At 63.9% G+C, this 17,237-nt stretch carries 16 protein-coding genes; 6 read left to right on the forward strand and 10 right to left on the reverse strand.

What is annotated here, in order from left to right; genetic code table 11:
• The first annotated feature begins 1 nt into the window (after nucleotide 1).
• The gene (locus AC1DXU_RS04755) at nucleotides 2–2,089 is read left to right on the forward strand and encodes a hypothetical protein (RefSeq protein ID WP_477364971.1); all 2,088 of its coding nucleotides are present in this window, start codon (nucleotides 2–4) and stop codon (nucleotides 2,087–2,089) included.
• 171 nt (nucleotides 2,090–2,260) lie between these two features.
• Here the strand turns inward: AC1DXU_RS04755 and clpS are convergent, their stop codons facing one another.
• The 4 genes from clpS to AC1DXU_RS04775 all read right to left on the reverse strand — a co-directional run bounded on the left by clpS (nucleotide 2,261) and on the right by AC1DXU_RS04775 (nucleotide 3,804).
• The gene (gene clpS, locus AC1DXU_RS04760) at nucleotides 2,261–2,566 is read right to left on the reverse strand and encodes an ATP-dependent Clp protease adapter ClpS (RefSeq protein ID WP_477312986.1); all 306 of its coding nucleotides are present in this window, start codon (nucleotides 2,564–2,566) and stop codon (nucleotides 2,261–2,263) included.
• Nucleotides 2,567–2,706: 140 nt separating this feature from the next.
• Nucleotides 2,707–3,042, reverse strand: coding sequence for a hypothetical protein (locus AC1DXU_RS04765; RefSeq protein ID WP_477364974.1), 336 nt, complete (start codon nucleotides 3,040–3,042; stop codon nucleotides 2,707–2,709).
• A gap of 165 nt (nucleotides 3,043–3,207) precedes the next feature.
• Nucleotides 3,208–3,465, reverse strand: coding sequence for a hypothetical protein (locus tag AC1DXU_RS04770; RefSeq protein WP_477364977.1), 258 nt, complete (start codon nucleotides 3,463–3,465; stop codon nucleotides 3,208–3,210).
• A gap of 39 nt (nucleotides 3,466–3,504) precedes the next feature.
• Nucleotides 3,505–3,804: a hypothetical protein gene (locus tag AC1DXU_RS04775; RefSeq protein ID WP_477245907.1), complete on the reverse strand. Its 300-nt coding sequence runs from the start codon at nucleotides 3,802–3,804 to the stop codon at nucleotides 3,505–3,507.
• Nucleotides 3,805–4,034: 230 nt separating this feature from the next.
• On the opposite strand from AC1DXU_RS04775, the gene AC1DXU_RS04780 reads away from it, so the two are divergent.
• The 3 genes from AC1DXU_RS04780 to AC1DXU_RS04790 all read left to right on the forward strand — a co-directional run bounded on the left by AC1DXU_RS04780 (nucleotide 4,035) and on the right by AC1DXU_RS04790 (nucleotide 6,630).
• Nucleotides 4,035–4,751, forward strand: coding sequence for a response regulator (locus AC1DXU_RS04780; RefSeq protein ID WP_477312992.1), 717 nt, complete (start codon nucleotides 4,035–4,037; stop codon nucleotides 4,749–4,751).
• A complete protein-coding gene (locus tag AC1DXU_RS04785; RefSeq protein ID WP_477364980.1) occupies nucleotides 4,748–6,157 on the forward strand; it encodes an ATP-binding protein in 1,410 nt (469 codons plus the stop codon). The genes AC1DXU_RS04780 and AC1DXU_RS04785 overlap by 4 nt, the downstream gene beginning before the upstream one ends.
• Before the next feature lie 92 nt (nucleotides 6,158–6,249).
• Nucleotides 6,250–6,630, forward strand: coding sequence for a YciI family protein (locus AC1DXU_RS04790; RefSeq protein WP_477364983.1), 381 nt, complete (start codon nucleotides 6,250–6,252; stop codon nucleotides 6,628–6,630).
• 43 nt (nucleotides 6,631–6,673) lie between these two features.
• On the opposite strand, the gene AC1DXU_RS04795 is transcribed toward AC1DXU_RS04790, so the two are convergent.
• A complete protein-coding gene (locus AC1DXU_RS04795) occupies nucleotides 6,674–6,910 on the reverse strand; it encodes a hypothetical protein (RefSeq protein WP_477364986.1) in 237 nt (78 codons plus the stop codon).
• 170 nt (nucleotides 6,911–7,080) lie between these two features.
• Here AC1DXU_RS04795 and AC1DXU_RS04800 point away from each other — a divergent pair, with 170 nt between their 5' ends.
• The gene (locus tag AC1DXU_RS04800; protein WP_477364989.1) at nucleotides 7,081–9,105 is read left to right on the forward strand and encodes a BTAD domain-containing putative transcriptional regulator; all 2,025 of its coding nucleotides are present in this window, start codon (nucleotides 7,081–7,083) and stop codon (nucleotides 9,103–9,105) included.
• A 21-nt stretch (nucleotides 9,106–9,126) separates the two neighbouring features.
• Here the strand turns inward: AC1DXU_RS04800 and AC1DXU_RS04805 are convergent, their stop codons facing one another.
• Both AC1DXU_RS04805 and AC1DXU_RS04810 read right to left on the reverse strand, forming a co-directional pair.
• Nucleotides 9,127–10,611, reverse strand: a complete 1,485-nt coding sequence (locus tag AC1DXU_RS04805) for a pyridoxal phosphate-dependent decarboxylase family protein (RefSeq protein ID WP_477364993.1) — start codon at nucleotides 10,609–10,611, stop codon at nucleotides 9,127–9,129.
• Between the two features lie 25 nt (nucleotides 10,612–10,636).
• Nucleotides 10,637–11,722, reverse strand: coding sequence for a PLP-dependent cysteine synthase family protein (locus AC1DXU_RS04810; protein ID WP_477313000.1), 1,086 nt, complete (start codon nucleotides 11,720–11,722; stop codon nucleotides 10,637–10,639).
• A 213-nt stretch (nucleotides 11,723–11,935) separates the two neighbouring features.
• Between AC1DXU_RS04810 and AC1DXU_RS04815 the strand changes: the two genes are divergently transcribed.
• On the forward strand, nucleotides 11,936–13,951 hold the full coding sequence (locus AC1DXU_RS04815) for a transcriptional regulator (RefSeq protein WP_477364995.1): 2,016 nt from the start codon (nucleotides 11,936–11,938) through the stop codon (nucleotides 13,949–13,951).
• Nucleotides 13,952–13,970: 19 nt separating this feature from the next.
• Here the strand turns inward: AC1DXU_RS04815 and AC1DXU_RS04820 are convergent, their stop codons facing one another.
• From AC1DXU_RS04820 to choW, 3 genes are all read right to left on the reverse strand, one after another.
• Nucleotides 13,971–15,008: an MBL fold metallo-hydrolase gene (locus AC1DXU_RS04820; RefSeq protein WP_477364997.1), complete on the reverse strand. Its 1,038-nt coding sequence runs from the start codon at nucleotides 15,006–15,008 to the stop codon at nucleotides 13,971–13,973.
• A 127-nt stretch (nucleotides 15,009–15,135) separates the two neighbouring features.
• Nucleotides 15,136–16,317: a choline ABC transporter ATP-binding protein gene (gene choV, locus AC1DXU_RS04825; RefSeq protein WP_477313006.1), complete on the reverse strand. Its 1,182-nt coding sequence runs from the start codon at nucleotides 16,315–16,317 to the stop codon at nucleotides 15,136–15,138.
• Nucleotides 16,314–17,168, reverse strand: coding sequence for a choline ABC transporter permease subunit (gene choW, locus AC1DXU_RS04830; protein WP_477313008.1), 855 nt, complete (start codon nucleotides 17,166–17,168; stop codon nucleotides 16,314–16,316). The genes choV and choW overlap by 4 nt, the downstream gene beginning before the upstream one ends.
• Nucleotides 17,169–17,237 lie beyond the last annotated feature (69 nt).

Raw genomic sequence — 17,237 nt, forward strand, 5'->3', positions numbered from 1 at the left:
GATGAACTGGTCGCTCGCCTTCGAACCGCTCATCTCCTGGCCGCTGCTCGCCACCGTGCTGGTGCCGTTGATATTGCTGACGCTGGTCGGTCTGTGGTTTCGCCAGCGCGGCGCGATCTTCCGCTTCGCCGCTCTGCTGGCATTGGGCGCCGCTCTGCTCAACCCGGTGTTCCTCAGCGAGGAGCGCGAGGCGCTGAAGAGCGTCGTTGCCGTCATCGTCGACCGCAGCCAGAGCCAGGATATTGGCGAGCGCACCAGACAGACCGACGATGCCCTTGCCGGACTTGTGCAGCGTCTTGGCCGCTTCAAGCAGTTCGACGTGCGTGTCGTCGAGGCCGGCAAGTCCGAAGCCGCCGAGGAGCGCACCGACACCCGGCTTTTCGGTGCGCTCGAAAGTGCTTTTCGCGATGTGCCGCCGTCGCGCATCGGCGGCGCCATCATGATCACCGATGGCGAGGTGCATGACGCGCCTGCCGGCGCACCCGATTTCAATGCCCCGCTGCATGCGCTGATCACCGGCAACGACCACGAAAAGGATCGCCGCATACGTTTCGAGAACGCGCCGCGCTTCGGCCTGGTCGGCAAGCCGCTCGACATGACCTACCGCGTCATTGCCACCGACAACGAAACCGGCCCGGTCGATGTCCGCGTCTCGGTCAATGGCGAGCAGGTTGCGGTCGAGGAGGCCACCATCGGCCAGGCGATGCCGTTGCAGGTGACCATTCCAGGCGCCGGCCGCAACATCGTCGAGCTCTCCATCGATCGCGAGCCGGGTGAACTGACCGATGCCAACAATCGCGCCATCGCGCTGATCGACGGCATCCGCGAGAATTTGCGCGTGCTGCTGGTCTCCGGCGAGCCGCATGCCGGCGAGCGCACCTGGCGCAATCTCTTGAAATCCGACGCCTCGGTCGATCTCGTCCATTTCACCATTTTGCGGCCGCCGGAAAAGCAGGACGGCACGCCGATCAACGAATTGTCGCTGATCGCCTTCCCGACGCGTGAACTGTTCGTCGAGAAGATCAAGGATTTCGACCTGATCATTTTCGACCGCTACCAGCACCGCGATGTGCTGCCGATCCTCTATTACGACTACATCTCCGAATATGTCGAAAAGGGCGGCGCGCTGTTGATTGCGGCCGGCCCCGAATATGCCGGCGAGAGCTCGATCGCTCGCACACCGCTAATGTCGGCGCTGCCGGCAATGCCGACCGGCGAAGTCATTGACAAGGCCTTCTATCCGCGCCTCACCGATCTCGGCCAGCGCCATCCGGTGACGCGCGGGCTCGACGGCTCGGCGACCGAACCGCCGCACTGGAGCCGCTGGTTCCGCACCATCGGCGTGCAGAATCCCGAGGGCGAGGTGGTGATGAAGGGCGCCGACAACCGGCCGCTGCTGCTGCTCGACCACAAGGGCGAAGGCCGTGTCGGCATGCTGTTGTCCGACCAGGGCTGGCTGTGGGCGCGCGGCTTCGAGGGCGGCGGCCCGCATGTCCAGCTCTACCGGCGCATCGCCCACTGGCTGATGAAGGAGCCCGAGCTCGAGGAAGAGCGGTTGACCGCCGACGGCCGCGGCATGGTGCTGGAAGTCCGCCGCCAGACGATGAGCGACGACCCCGGCCCGGCGCAGGTCATCACGCCGTCGGGCAAGGCGCTGATCGTCAGGCTCGAAAAATCCGAACCCGGCGTTTTCCTCGGCAGCATCCAGACCAGCGAGATCGGCCTCTACCAGATCGGCAATGGCGACCTGACCGCGCTTGCCCATGTCGGTCCGGTCAACGCGCCGGAGTTCTCCGACGTCATCTCCACCGAGGGCCGGCTGAAAGCACCGGCCGAGGCCACCGGCGGCAGCGTACGCCGGCTGGCTCAATCATCCGCGCTTGGCGGCGTTGTCAGCGATGTGGCGTTGCCGTCGATCGTGCCGGTCCGCTCCTCGGGTGCCGCCACCGGCGGCGACTGGATCGGCCTGCGCACCACCGACGACAGCGTGCTGAAGGCCGTCTCGCGCGTGCCGCTGTTCGGCGGCTTCCTCGGCCTCGGCCTGCTGCTTTTGGCGATGGGCTCGATGTGGTACCGCGAGGGAAGGTAGCGCCTCTTTTTCCTTCTCACCGTTTCACGGGGAGAAGGTGCCCGAAGGGCGGATGAGGGGCGGCGCCATGCTTGGATCGGAAGTCGGCGCTTGCCTTACCCCTCACCCTGCTCGGCCGGCAAGCCGGCCTCGCTGTCCCTCTCCCCGTAAACGGGGCGAGGGGAGAAGGCCCTACTCCTCCGGCTCCGTCGTGAACATCAGCGGGTAGCCCTTGGCCTTGCCGGCGTCGGTCGCCCGCGTCGCCTTGGTTTCGGCGACGTCCCTGGTGAAGACGGCGACGACGCAGACGCCACGCCGGTGCGCGGTGATCATCACCCGATGCGCCTGGTCTTCGCTGAGCTTGAATTCGCCCTTCAGCACCGTCACCACGAATTCGCGCGGCGTGAAATCGTCATTGACGAGGATGACCTTGTAGAGTTTTGGCCGCTCGGTCTGCGGTTTGACCTGGACACGTGGCTTTGTGGTGATTTCAGGCATGGCAACCGGCAATTTTCAGCGAGGTGTCGCTCTCACTCTGACATGGGCCAAAGCGATCGTCCATTTTGATCCGGTCGCCGGCCGGTCTGCGGGCCGCCATACCGAATCCACAAGTCTATGTGGGAATTGTCGCCAGCCGTTCAACGGCCATGGCGGCCGAACATGCGACGCGGAGGGATTTGCCGGGGTGGTGTTGCGGACGCATCCATCCGGCGCTCCATCCAGGCGACGACCGGCCAGGCGATAAAGCAGATCAACACCGTACCTGTCAGCACGATGAGCACCCAGGTCTGCCACGGCTTGATGTAGTCCCAGTCGCTGGATATTTCCGGCGCAAACAGTGATGGCTCCGTTCGCCCGCTCGCCGGATCCGGCACCGGGCTCGCGGTGAGCAGGATCAAAACCTTGGCCACCCCGCAGACCACAAGGCCGCCGATGACCATTGAACGCAGAATGGACGAAAGCCGCGTCTTCATGCGGATTGTCTTTACCGGGCCGGCATTGCGATCGGGTTAAAGTTACGGGCAACCAACAGATCGAAAAAGCGTGAAAATCGCTCGTCCGATACGGCAAGGCCGCTCCAGCCGAATCTCGACTGAAGCGGCCTTGCTACAAGACAAGCTTGCTACGCCAGTTCTGGATCAGACCTTCTTCGGATCCTTCTTGGGGGCCTTCTTGACCGGGCACTTATGCTTCTCGGTCACCTTGCAGACCTTGACGGGCTTCTTGGCGGTGACCTTCTTCGGAGCAGCCTTGACAGGCGCAGCGGTGGCCGGAGCAGTCGTCGTGGCAGCAGCAGCCGGAGCAGCAGTCGTGGTGGCGGCGGCGTTGCCGAGAGCCGGCATCGAGAAGGCGAGAGCGACGGCGAGACCGAGAGCGGAGAGGAGGGACTTGTTCATGGCTTCGTTTCCTTTTTTGTGCGGGTCGATTTTTGAGTGTCACTGAACCGGGTCGATAGGTGTCACTCCAAGCAGCTTCAAAGCGTTGGCGAGCATCCGGATCCCCTGTGCCTGTTTCTTGTTGGCGCAGAACCGGTTGCCCTTTCTCTGAAGTGCCTTTGCCGCGGTGACCTGCGTTGCCGTGGCATGGGTTTCGAGGGCTTCATCAAATTGGTGGCTGAGACTGCTGCAACGCTCGCTTCGGGTGATTGCAACCTTTGCGTCCGATTGTTCGACCGCGGCCGTGACGAGCGAAATGCCGAGCAACGCACCCATCAAGCTGATCGAGAACCTTTGCATTGGATTATCCGTAAACCCCGGAGCTAGCGTCGCAGCCGATGACCTGACCGCCACGACACCACTTATGCCCTTGTTTTTTTTCGCGAGTTTTTCCGGACTGTAGAATTTTGTTTCTGGATTGTTTCTGCGAAATCGGCTCTGGCGCCCATCATCGCCGCTGGCCAACATGTGGCCAGAATTCTATCGTGAGGGTGAATGAAGGCTTGGCCACCAACGATGACAGGATCCCCGTGAAATCCGACGCACACATACTGATCGTCGACGACGACAAGGGCATCCGCGACCTGCTCCAGGAATTCTTCCAGAAGCGCGGACTGCGCACGACGGTCGCCGCAGATGGCGTCGAGATGGAGGCCGTCCTGCGGCGGACACAGGTCGACCTCATCGTTCTCGACGTCATGCTGCCCGGCAAGAGCGGCCTGGAATTGTGCCGTGACCTTCGCGCCCAATATTCGACGCCGATCATCATGCTGACCGCGGTCACCGAGACCACCGACCGCGTGGTGGGCCTGGAGATGGGCGCCGACGACTATGTGCCGAAGCCCTTCGACCCACGCGAACTGCTGGCCCGCATCCGCGCTGTGCTGAGGCGCAACGGCGCCGCCGAGCCGCGGCGGCCCAGCACCAGGCAGATCTATCATTTCGCCGGCTGGACGATGGACTGCTCGCGCCGCCGGCTGATCGCGCCCGGCGATGTCAGGGTCGAGCTGACGATGGCGGAGTTCAACCTGCTGCAAACCTTCGTCAAGAGCGCGCAGCGCGTGCTGACCCGCGACCAGCTCATCGAGCTCTCCGGCGGCGACAGCGACTACAGCTTCGACCGCAGCATCGACATTCTGGTCAGCCGTCTCAGGCGCAAGATGGAAGACGATCCCAAGACGCCGAAACTGATCCTCACCGTGCGCAGCGGCGGCTATCAGTTCCTCCCCGAGACGACGTCCGAATGAGACGCTTCCTGCCGCAAACCCTGCCCGTCTGGGTGCTGCTCATCGTGATTGCCGGCCTGCTGATCAGCCAGGTCGCAACCCTCTACATCGTCTCGCGCGACCGCGCCGCCGCCAATGACGAGGTCGATCTCTACCGGCTCAACGATCGCGCCTTCTCGCTGGTGCAACTCATGCATACCGCGACGCCCGAGCAGCGCAAGGTCACGGCATCCGGTCTGTTCAACGCCACCTACGCGCTCACCGTTTCAGATACGCCGGCAGTCACGTCGTCGATTGCCGGCGATGACGAACTGGCCGAACTGGAAGACATACTGGTCGGGCGGCTGTCGAAATTCGGCATCACCGACGCGCGGGTCCGGCGCGATCCGGCGACACATGAAGCCGACATCCCCGGACGCGATGTCGAGGGTCCCGACATCGGCCAGGTCGAGCGCGATCTGCTGGTGCTGGCCGCCGATTTTGCCCAGAGCGACAAGCTGACGGCGTCGGTCCGTTTCGCCGATGGCCAATGGCTGAACTTCACCGAGCCGAACACCCCGGTCGGCCCAATACTGAGCTTCGACAGCCTGCCGCTCTACTCGCTGATCGCCGGGCTGGTGGTGATCATGTCGATCTGGTCGCTGCGCCGGCTAACCGCGCCCTACCGGATGATGGAAACCGCGGTCAAGCGGATCGGCAACGACCTGAAGAGCCCACCGATCGCCGAAACCGGCAGCCGCGAAATCCGTGCCGCAGCGAAGGCGATCAATGCCATGCAGGTTCGGCTGCGCGACTATGTCGAGGATCGCGAACACCTGGCGGCAGCACTTGCGCATGATTTGCGCACGCCGCTGACCCGGATGCGGCTGCGCCTCGAACTGCTCAGGAGATCGACGGCGCGCGAGGCGCTGGCGCACGATCTCGCCGACATCGAGAGCATTGCCAGCTCCGTCATCGATTTCGCCAAATTCGAGGTAACCGAGGAGAAGAGCGAACGCATCGATTTCTGGTCGCTGGTGGAGTCGGTCGCCGACGGTTTCGACGACGCCTCGTTCGACAATGACGAAACAAGGTCGCGCGGCCTGATCTGCATCGCGCGACCGGTCGCGCTTCGCCGTTGCGTCACCAATCTTGTCCAGAATGCCGTGACCTACGGCAAGAAGGCGCATCTCAGCCTGCGGCAGTCGGAGAAAATCATCACCCTGACCATCCGCGATGAGGGGCCGGGCATACCGCAAGCCCAGCTCGACGCTGTGTTCGGCTCCTTCGTGCGCATCGAACAGTCACGCAACCGCCAGACCGGCGGCCTTGGCCTCGGCCTGACCATTGCCCGCAACATCGCCCGCGGCGCCGGCGGCGAGATCAGCCTGTCCAATCATCCCGGCGGTGGCCTGGAGACGGAATTGCGCCTGCCGCTGGCAGCTTGAGGCAGCAGACCTCGACCCAGACGGGCCTCAGGGCTGGATCGGTCCATGCATCCTTGCGATACTGCAGCCATTCAGCAGGAGGAAATCGCCGCATGTTCTACGCCATCCTGGCCTACCACGTCGAACAGACAGTCCAGTCCTGGACGCCGCAGGAGGATGCGGCGCTGATGACCGACCTGCTCGAGGTCAATGACCGGTTGACCCGGGACGGAACCCTCGGGCCGGCCGCCAGGCTCGGCGGCACGGCCGACGCTGTCACCCTGCGCGGCCCGGGAGAAGGCATCGTCATCGACGGCCCGTTTGCCGAGACCAAGGAGCAATTGCTGGGCCTCTACGTCATCGACTGCGCTACGCGCGAAGCGGCGATAGAAGTCGCGCGTGATCTCAGGCGCGTCAATCCCACCGCCGTCTACGAAATCCGCCCGATCCTGCTTTATCTTCCCGGCGCTTCGCTTGCCGCCGGCGCCGGATGAGAAGAGCCTGCAAGGCAATTCCAGAAAGTGCGCACAGGAGGGGTCATTGCAGCGAACTGCGCCCGGCGATGCGGCCGCGAGCTGCGACATCGGCGGGAGCTTCATCGGCCGGATAGCCGAAGTCCTTCAGTTCCGATATCGACAGGCCGGCCAAAGCCCTGCGCTGCATGGCATCCTGATACTGGCGCCGAAGCCCGCCGATGACGGTCGCGACATGGGCGGCGAGCGTGCCGGCAAAACGGGAGGTCGGCTGGAAGGTCCTGAGGCTGATGTAGGTCATTGTCATTCTCCCTGTTTCGAACTCACGAGGGCAATGTCCCACCGGCGCGCTTTGCCAATGTTCATCCAGGCGTGAAACGGCAGGAAAAACCGCGGATGGAAGCGCTAAATCGTCGTTAAGTCGACGGCCGGACGTGATATTCTATCGGAGGTTGTTTCACGGAGGTCGGGGTGCATATCCGATTGCTTGGCGACATCGAGGTTGCCTCTGCAGACGGGCAACCTCTGCATTTTGCGACGCGCAAGACGTCGCTGCTCTTTGCCGCGCTCGTTTTGGCTGGCCCCAAGGGCCTTCGCCGTGAGAGGGCGGCGGCGATGCTGTGGGCCGGCAGCGGCGAGCAGCTGGCGCGAAATAGCCTGCGCCAGGCCCTGGTCGACATCAGGCGGCTGTTTCCGTCCACCGGCGACGAGACCATTCGCATCGAAGGCAATGCCGACACCATCTGGCTGGCGGCGAACGCCGATGAAGCCGACATCTGGATTTTCGACCGGAAGATTCAGGCCGATGACGGTGCGAGCCTCGCCGCAGCGGCCGACTTCTACCGGGGCGACCTGCTCGACGGGCTGTCATTCCCACGCGAGATCGACGAGTGGCTTGCGCCGCTTCGGGCGAACTACACCCGCAAGGCGCTGGACCTGGTCGAGCGGCTAAGCCTTTTGCCGGAACTGGGTTTGCGCGAGGAACAGGCCTGTGAAAGATTGGCCGGACGGCTGGTAACTCTCGACCCATGCGCCGAGCAGGCCCACCGCGCCCTGATCCGCATCTTCCACCGCCGCGGCAAGACCAACGATGCCTTCCGCCAGTTCCTGGCCTGCAAGGAAGCGCTGAAGCGTGAGCTCGGAGTCGAGCCTGAAGAGGCGACGCGGGCGCTGGTCGAACGCATCGAAGCGCCCAACATGGGGCGTCTGAAGGAACCCATAGCCGATGGCGGCCCGCCTGAGATCGGACCTTCCCGCCTGGAAGCGAAGGTGGAGCCGCTGCGCCCTACCGTTTCGGTGCCGGAAAAGCCGTCGATCGCGGTGCTGCCGTTCCAGAACATGAGCGGCGATGCCGAGCAAGAATATTTCACCGACGGCGTGGTCGAGGAGATCACGACGGCGCTATCGCATGTAAGCTGGCTGTTCGTGATCGCGCGGAACTCCGCCTTCGCCTACAAGGGCCAGGCGGTCGACGTCACGCGCGTGGCGAGGGAACTCGGTGTGCGCTACGTGCTGGAGGGCAGCGTCCGCAAGGCCGGCAGTCGGCTGCGCGTGGCGGGCCAACTCATCGAGGCGGCGGCGGGTGTGAGTCTCTGGGCCGACCGCTTCGAAGGCGACGTCTCGGAGGTGTTCGAACTGCAAGACCTCGTCGCTTCCAGCGTCATCGGCGCGATTTCGCCCAAGCTCGAACAGGCAGAGATGGCGCGCGCCAAGCGCAAACCCACCGAAAGTCTCGACGCCTATGACCACTATTTGCGCGGCATGGCGAGCCTTTACTGCTGGACGAGGGAGGGGCTGGAGGCGGCGCTCCCGCAGTTTTACAAGGCTATCGAGCTCGATCCCGATTTTGCCGCCGCGAAGGGCGCTGCGGCCTGGTGCTATTTCTGGCGGATGGCTAATGGCTGGATGACTGACCGGCAGAAGGAGAGCGCCGAGGTTTCCCGACTGGCCGGCAACGTAGCCATTGCCGACCAGGACGACGCGGTGGCGCTAGCCTTCAGCGGCCTCGCGCTGGGCTATGTCATCGGCGACTACGAGGCCGGCTCTGCACTGGCCGACCGCGCGCTCGTGCTGAACCCTAACTGCGCGGCCGCCTGGAGCGCCAGTGGCTGCCTCAAGGCCTGCCACGACGATCCGGACATCGCCATCGAGCACCTGTCGCGGGCAAGAAGGCTGAGCCCGCTCGATCCGCTGACCTTCTTCATGCAGTGCTTCACCGCCTTCGCCCATTTCGCGGCTGGTCGCTACGCCGCCGCGTGGCCGCTCGCCGAGGCTGCTTCCCGCGCACAGCCATATTATCTCACCGGACTACGCGTCGCGGCCGCCAGCAATGCCATGGCCGGCAGGTTGGATGCCGCGAGCAAGCATATCGCGCGCTCGCTGCGGCTCGACCCCGAACTGACGCTTTCCAACCTCCAGCATCGCGTGGGGCAAATCAGGCCGGACTATTTCGCCAGATATGTCGAAGCGCTGCGGCTGGCCGGCCTGCCCGAATGACACGGCTTGGCCGCGCTCTCTTCAATCCGGTGCTGCAGCATCGATGTCTTTTCCAATGCGGACTGTTTCGCGCACCAGAAGGTCGAGATCCTCGCGCCGAGTGCGGTGGTTGTTGATCGCCACCCTGAGACAATGCCGGCCTTGCACCGTCGTGTCGGAAATGGCGGCGGTCCCCTCTTCCTGCAGCCGCAGCATGATCTCGGTGTTCAGCGCCTTCAGCCCGTCTTCGGACATGCCATCGGGCCGGTAGCGGAAGCAGACGATGTTGATGCTGGTCGGCGCAGTCAGCTCCAGCGTCGGTTCGGCTTCGATTAGCCCAGCGAGATAGTGCCCTTGCGCGATGTTCTGGTCGATCAGCCGACCGAACTTTTCGATGCCGTGTTCCCGCAGCGCCATCCACACTTTCAGCGCGCGAAACCCGCGCGACGTCTGCAGGCCGTAGTCATGCAGCCATTGTCCCGACGCGAGGCCGCGCGGCGTCGATTCCAGATATTCCGGGGTCACCGCAAACGTCTTGCGATGCGCCGAAGCGTCCCTGACCAGGGCGCAGCCGGCTTCGAACGGCGCGTGCAACCATTTGTGCGGATCGAGCGCGACGGAATCGGCCCATTCGATACCAGCGACGCGGTGGGCATTTTCCGGCGCGATGGCGATCAAAGCGCCGATGCAGCCGTCGACATGGAACCAGGCGTCTTCCTCATGCGCCAGCTTGGCAAGCGCCTGCAGGTCGTCGATCGCCCCGGTGTTCACCGTGCCGGCATTGCCGATGATACAGGCCGGCTTGAACCCGGCCGCGCGGTCCTCCGATATCGCCGCCCGCAAGGCGGCGATATCGATGCGCAGGTCGGCATCGGTCGGAATGCGGCGCAGTGCCCGGTTGCCGAGGCCAAGCGCTTCCATTGCCTTGCGATGGCAGGAATGCAGCTGGTCCGAGCCATAGTAGCGCAGCGGCTTCTCGATGGCGGCAACGCCATGCTCGCGCACGTCGACGCCCGCCTTGGTGTTGCGCGCCACGGTCAGCCCGATGATGTTGGCCATCGAGCCGCCGCTGACCAGCGTGCCGCTGGCCGAAGCCGGCAGGCCCAACATCTGCTTGCACCAGTCGACCACCTGGCTGTCGATCAGCGCGGCGGCATGGTTGCCGCCGCCGAGATTGGAGCCCTGGATTGCCGCCAGGAAATCGCCGAGCGCACCGGTGAAATTGCTCGACCCCATGTACCAGGACCAGAAGCGCGGATGGATGTTGCCCATCGGATAGGGCATCACCTTGTCGACGACGTCGCCATAGACTTCCACGAGCGGCGTTGGCGATTGCGGCAAGGGTGCTGTGAAGAAGTCCGTCACATCTCCAGGCATCTCCCGCCACACCGGCCGTTCTCTGACGTCGCGCAGGTAGGCGACGGCATCATCAACGATCCGATGCGACAGGACCTGCACATCGGCCCAGTCGCGGGGGTCAAGCGTTTCCTCGCCGGTCGTGGCGGTGAATCCAGGCGTCGCATCCATGCCGGTCGCTCCCGATATGCCGCGGTCACGCCGGGAACTGGCAGCCGGGCGTCGACTGCGAAAGCGCAATCTCGTCGGCGTCCATCTCAGCCTCGATGCCATCGAACAGCGGCGTCGTCATGTAGCGCTCGCCAGTGTCGGGGAGCATGCACAGGATGACCGAGCCGGCCGGTGACTTTTCCGCGATCTGGCGCGCCACGGCGAAGGTGGAACCGCCGGATATGCCGGTGAAAATACCCTCTTTCTGCGCCAGTGCCTTGGCCCATTTCATGCCCTCCGGTCCGGCAATCGGCATCACCTCGTCATAGAGGCTGGCGTCGATCGCCTCCTGCAGCACATTGGGGATGAAATCCGGGGTCCAGCCCTGGATCGGGTGCGGCTCGAAGGCCGGGTGGCTGGCGCTCGGCGCGCCACCAACGCCGCGCTCCTGCGCCTTGCCGCTGCCGACAAGCTGGGCGTTGGCGGGCTCGGTGAGCACGATGCGGGTCTCGGGCCGCTCGCGGCGCAGGACGCGCGCCACGCCGACGACGGTGCCGCCGGTTCCGTAGCCGGTGACGAAGCAATCGAGCCGAGATCCGGCGAAATCGTTGATGATCTCGCGTGCCGTCGTCGCTTCGTGGATGGCGGCGTTGGCCTTGGTCTCGAACTGGCGGGCCAGGAACCAGCCATTGGCTTCGGCCAACTCGACCGCCTTCTTGTACATGCCAAAACCCTTCTGCGCCCGCGGCGTCAGCACCACCTTGGCGCCCAGCATGCGCATCAGCTTGCGGCGTTCGATGGAAAAGCTGTCGGCCATCGTCACCACCAACGGATAGCCCTTTTGCGCACAGACCATGGCAAGGCCGATGCCGGTGTTGCCGCTGGTTGCCTCGACGATGGTCTGGCCCGGCTTCAGCGTGCCGCTGCGCTCGCCTTCCTCGATGATGTTGAGCGCCAGCCGGTCCTTCACGGATGCGGCCGGATTGAAGAACTCGGCCTTCACATAGATCGTCGCATGGTCCGGGCCGAGATTGTTTATTCGGATCACCGGCGTGTCGCCGACGGTGTCGAGAATGCTGTCGAACAGGCGGCCGCGGCCGGCCGTGGTTCTGATTTTCTGCTGATGCAACATGGATGAACTCCTGGTTTTGCTCACGGGCCGGTTACACACCGGCGGTTTGGGCGGCGAGATTTCGACACCTTGCCGCACTACAGGTCCTTGACGTGCCGCAATGTGGTAAACACCACATTCGGCGCGCATATTTTGCGAGCCGGTGCACTTTGTCGTGTTCGGTGATAAAGCAAGGACTGGAGGGCCAGCGTGGGAGCAGGCGTGGAAACAGGCGTGGAATCGAGCCAGGCCAATGGCCAGAAAGGCCTTTTCGTGCGGCTTTTCGGGCCGCTGGCAATTGTGCGCGACGGAGTTCCTGTGGCTTTGCCGGCATCGCGCAAGCTGCGTGCGCTGCTCGCCTATCTGGTGCTAGCGCCCCATCCAGTCGGGCGTGGTAAGCTGTGCGAATTGCTGTGGGATGTTCCAAATGACCCCAGAGGCGAGCTTCGCTGGTGTCTGAGCAAATTGCGGGCCGCTCTCGACCAGCCGGGCCGCCGCAGGATCGAAACCGCTGACGATACGATCGCGCTTGACCTCGACGGCATGTGCGTCGACGCGCTGGATGTCGCGGCGGCGGCTGCTGCGGGAATCGAAAAGCTTGATACCGAGCGGCTGCAGGCCCTGTCGAAGCTCGTCGGCGGCGATTTCCTCGAAGGGCTGGAGATCGACCGCAACCCGCTCTTCAACAATTGGTTGACCGCGCAGCGCCGCCGATTCGGCTCCTGCCACGCGGTCATACTGGAACATCTGGTCACGACGCTCCCGGCCGAGTCCGAGGATGTCTCCGCCCATCTCGAAAAATGGCTGGAGCTGACCCCGTTCGACAGCTGCGCCCACATCGCGCTTCTGACGAGACTGGCGCGGCGCGGCCAATTCGGCGCCTGCGAGGACCATCTTGCCGCCGCCGCAGCGCTGTTCCAATCGGAAGAGCTGGATTTCGGTCCTGTGCGCCAGGCGTGGCTGGCCATTCGCGCGGAACGGCCCGGTGCGATTGTGCCGGCACAGCCGGCAGCCCAACCCGCGCCGAACCAGAGTCCGATCGTGCTTGCCGGTTCCCAAACGGCAACGTCCCACAAGGCATCACTTGCCGTGATGCCGTTCGCCGAAGACGCCGGCGGCGCTCGCGGTGGGCTGGCCGACGGCTTGACCCATGACATCATCACCCGCCTCGCCAAGCTCCGGGATTTCTTCGTCATTGCCCGTGGCTCGGTGTTTGCGCTGGCTGAAAAGAACATCGCGCCGGAGGATGCCGGCCGCAGGCTGAATGTCGATTATGTCGCCACCGGCACCGTGCGCAGCCTGGCAGGCCGCGTCATCGTCGCGGTCGAACTGGTCGAGGTGCGCACCGCCAGGATCGTTTGGGCCGAGACGTTCGAGCGCAGGCCCGACGACATCTTTTCCGTGCTCGACGATATCGGCAACAGCATTGTCTCGTCGATCTCGGCCGAGGTCGAGACGGTCGAGCGCAACCGCGCCATGCTGAAAGCGCCCAACTCGCTCAATGCCTGGGAAGCCTATCATCGCGGCCTCTGGCACATGTACCGTTTCACCCGCACCGAAAACGAGCAGGCCCGGCATTTCTTCGACATCGCCTTGAAGCTGGACCCGACCTTTGCCCGCGCCTATGCCGGCCTGTCTTTCACCCATTGGCAAAATGCCTTTCAGCGCTGGGGGGACCGCGATCAGGAAAGCGCCATGGCCTTCGAAACCGCCGGGCAAAGTCTTCTGGTCGACGATCACAATCCGGCCGCCCACTGGGCCATGGGCCGCGCGCTGTGGCTGCGCGGCGAGCATGACGGCTCCCTGATCGAGCTGGAAAGAGCCGTGGATTTGAGCCCCAATTTCGCGCTCGGCCACTACGCGCTTTCCTTCGTGCATTCGCAGTCGGGCGACCCGAAGGCCGCGATCGGCTCATCAGACCACTCGCGGCATCTCAGCCCCTTCGATCCGCTGCTGTTCGGCATGCTGGGCGCGCGCGCCATGGCCCATGTCCGCCTCGGCCAGTTTGAGGAGGCCGCCGACTGGGCGTTGAAGGCGGCCGCCCGGCCCAACGCCCATGCCATCATCCTGGCGATCGCCGCCCATTGCCTGGCGCTGGCAGGGCGGCTTGACGAGGCGCGCACATTCGCCACTGCCATCCGCAAGACGCTTCCGGATTATCGTGCCGACGACTTCATCGGCACCTTCCGCTTCGAACCCGATGCCAAAGCCCTGTTCAAGCTGGCCGCCAAGCGCATCGGGTTGAATTGATCGCCAAAGGCAGCCGTCGCTAATGCACCAGCGGGCCACTCGCCTTCGTCCAGGCGTCAATGCCGCCATGGATGTGGCGGGCGTCGGCAATCCCGGCGTCCTGTGCGGCCTGAACCGCCATCGCCGAGCGCTCACCAAAGGCGCAATAAAACAAGAGTTGCTTGCTGGTTGACCTCGCGAGTTCGTGCAGCATGCCGCCCGCGGCAATGTTCTCCTGCAACCTCGTATAGGGCAGATGGATCGCCCCCGGGATGACGCCGTGCCGCTCACGCTCGGATTGCTCGCGCAGGTCGATCAGCGCGATATCAGGCTTTCCCACCAGCGCGAATGCCTGCTCGGCACTGACCGCCCAGCCGCGCCGCGCAATCTCCTCCTGATGCAGCCCAACCTTCATGTTGGCCGGCACGGCGACATCCATCATCTTGGGATTCGCCAGCTTGAGGTTGTTCATGATCTCGACGTACTCGTCCATCGACTTCACCTGCAGGCGCGGGTTGAAGGCCTTTTCCTCGCCGATGGTCGAGACGGTCTCGCCCTTGTAGTCATGTGCCGGATAGATCAGCGTCTCGTTGGGAAGCTTGAGCAGGCGGCCGAAGATCGATTCATATTGCTGGCGCGGATCGCCATTCTGGAAATCGGTGCGGCCGGTGCCGCGGATCAGCAGCGTATCGCCGGTGAACACCCGGTCCGGCAAGATGAAACTGTAGGAATCATCGGTGTGGCCGGGCGTGTAGATGACGTCGAGCGACAGCCCCTCAATGCCGAGTTTGTCGCCGTCGGATAGCCGCATCGAGACCACGTCGGCCTTGGTCTGCTCGCCCATCACTGTCACGCAATGGGTCTTGTCGCGCAGCGCCCCGAGGCCGGTAATGTGGTCGGCGTGCAGGTGCGTATCCACCGCCTTGACCAGCTTGAGGTCGAGTTCGCGCACCAGTTGGAGATAGCGGTCGACCTTCTCCAGCACCGGATCGATGATCAGGGCTTCGCCACCCAGGCGGCTGGCAAGCAGGTAGGAATAGGTGCCCGAGACGGAATCGAAGAGCTGACGGAAGATCATTCTTGCCACATGCCCCGCTGCATTCTGATACCCATGGCAGGCGCAACCGTCCATTCGGCTGCGACGCTACCCTAGCGCACCGGCCCGAAAAATCGGAATCGATTTTCGGAAAAGCGTGGCCAGCGGTCTACCGCCGCAACACCGCGCTCAGCACGTCCCTGATCCCGATCGCGCCGACGAAGCGCGACTGGTCGTCGAACAGCGCTACGGGCGCGGTCTGCGAACGGTGCATGGCCAGCATCACGGTCTTCAGCGACGTCCCGGGGTTGGCCCAGAACACCTGCGCCGTCTCCTCGGGTTGCGCCTCGACATCGGCGCAGGACACCCACACCGCCGGCTTGCCGTCACGCTCGGCCGCCGCCACCAGCCCGTGCTCATCGATCTTGAAGCGCGTCGTCTTGCGCCGGTCGAGCCACACCCAGCCATCCTTGCTCTCTTCGAGGTCGCGGCGGTCGCGCATCACATTCCAGGCCGTCAGCACCGACAACGGATTCACATTGGCGATGAAGTCGCGGACATAGTCGTTGGCCGGGCGCAGCACGATGTCTTCCGGCGCGCCGGTCTGCACGATGCGTCCGCCCTCCATGATGGTGATGTGGGTGCCGATCTTCAGCGCTTCTTCCAGATCGTGGCTGACGAAGATGATGGTCTTCTTCAGCTCCGCCTGCAGCTGCAGCAACTCGTCCTGCAGCTTTGTCCGGATCAGCGGATCGAGCGCCGAGAACGGCTCGTCCATCAGCAAGATCGGCGCTTCGGTGGCAAAGGCGCGCGCCAGGCCGACACGCTGCTGCATGCCGCCGGAAAGCTCGTGCGCGTATTTCTTCGCCCACTGGTCGAGATGGACCAGCTCCAGCTGTTTTTTGACGCGCTGCTTGCGCTCGGCTTCCGGCATGCCGGCGAGCTCGAGGCCGAGGCCGACATTCTCCTCGACCGTGCGCCACGGCAACAGGCCGAATTGCTGGAACACCATGGCGACCTGCTTCTGCCGCAGCCGTCTCAGCGTCACCTCATCGCAGGTGACGACGTCGACCGTCCCGTCGCCATCCTTGACCAGGACCTGGCCGCGCGAAACGACGTTGAGCCGGTTGACGGCCCTGAGCAGCGTCGACTTGCCCGAACCGGACAGGCCCATCAGGACGGAAATCTCGCCCTCATGCACGGTCAGGCTGGCGCCGGCGCAGCCAAGCACATTGCCGGTCTTTTCGAGGATTTCGGCGCGGGTGGCGCCGCTGTCGATCAGCGCCAGAGAACCGGCTTGATCCGAGCCGAAGACGATATCGACATTTCTAAAGTCAACGGCGACGGTCATTTCTTGCCTCCAACGCCAATACGCGTCATTCGGTCGAGTACGATGGCGAGCACGACGATGGCGAGGCCGGCCTCAAGTCCAAGGTCGATCCTACGCGAACCCAACGCCCGGTTGATCTCGGTGCCGAGACCGCCGGCGCCGATCAGCGCCGCGAACACCACCATCGACAGCGACAGCATGATCGACTGGGTGAGGCCTGCCATGATGGTCGGCAGTGCCGAGGGCAATTCGACCTTCCACAAGAGCTGGCTCTTGGTGGCGCCGAACGCCTCACCGGCCTCGACGATCGATTTCGGCACCGAGGTGACGCCGAGATGCGTCAGCCGGACCGAGGTCGGGATGACGAAGATGATGGTGACGATGAGGCCAGGCGCGTTGCCGAGCCCGAACAAGGTCAGCACCGGGATCAGGTAGACGAAGGTCGGCAGCGTCTGCATCAGGTCGAGCACCGGCAGCATGATGCGGTAGACCTTCGGCTTGTGCGCGGCCCAGATGCCGAGCGGCACGCCAATCGCCATCGAGGCGGCGGCGGCGGCAACCACCAGAACCAGCGTCTCCACCGTCTGCTTCCACAGGTTCTGGTTGAGGATGAACAGCAGTCCGATGAAGACGGCCACGGCCAGGCCCCTGGAGCGCTGCAGGAAATAGGCGAGCAGCGCAATCAGCGCGATGAGGATGACGGGCGGCACCAGCAGAAGTCCGTCGACGATGCCGTCGAGCAGGAAATTGAGGCCGTTGGAGAAGGCCCTGAAGATGGTGTCGAAATTGTCGGTGAGGAAGCCGAAGAAAGCCTTGCCCCAGGCGCCTATGGGGATCTTGTAGCTGACCAGGAATTTCGAAATTGGATCCATCTTACCCCTCTTTGGCAGTCGCCGTCCTTGCCGTACGGTCATCTTGTCACAGGATATGAAAAAGGGCAG

It is taken from the genome of Mesorhizobium sp. P3_A10 (genome assembly GCF_056403175.1).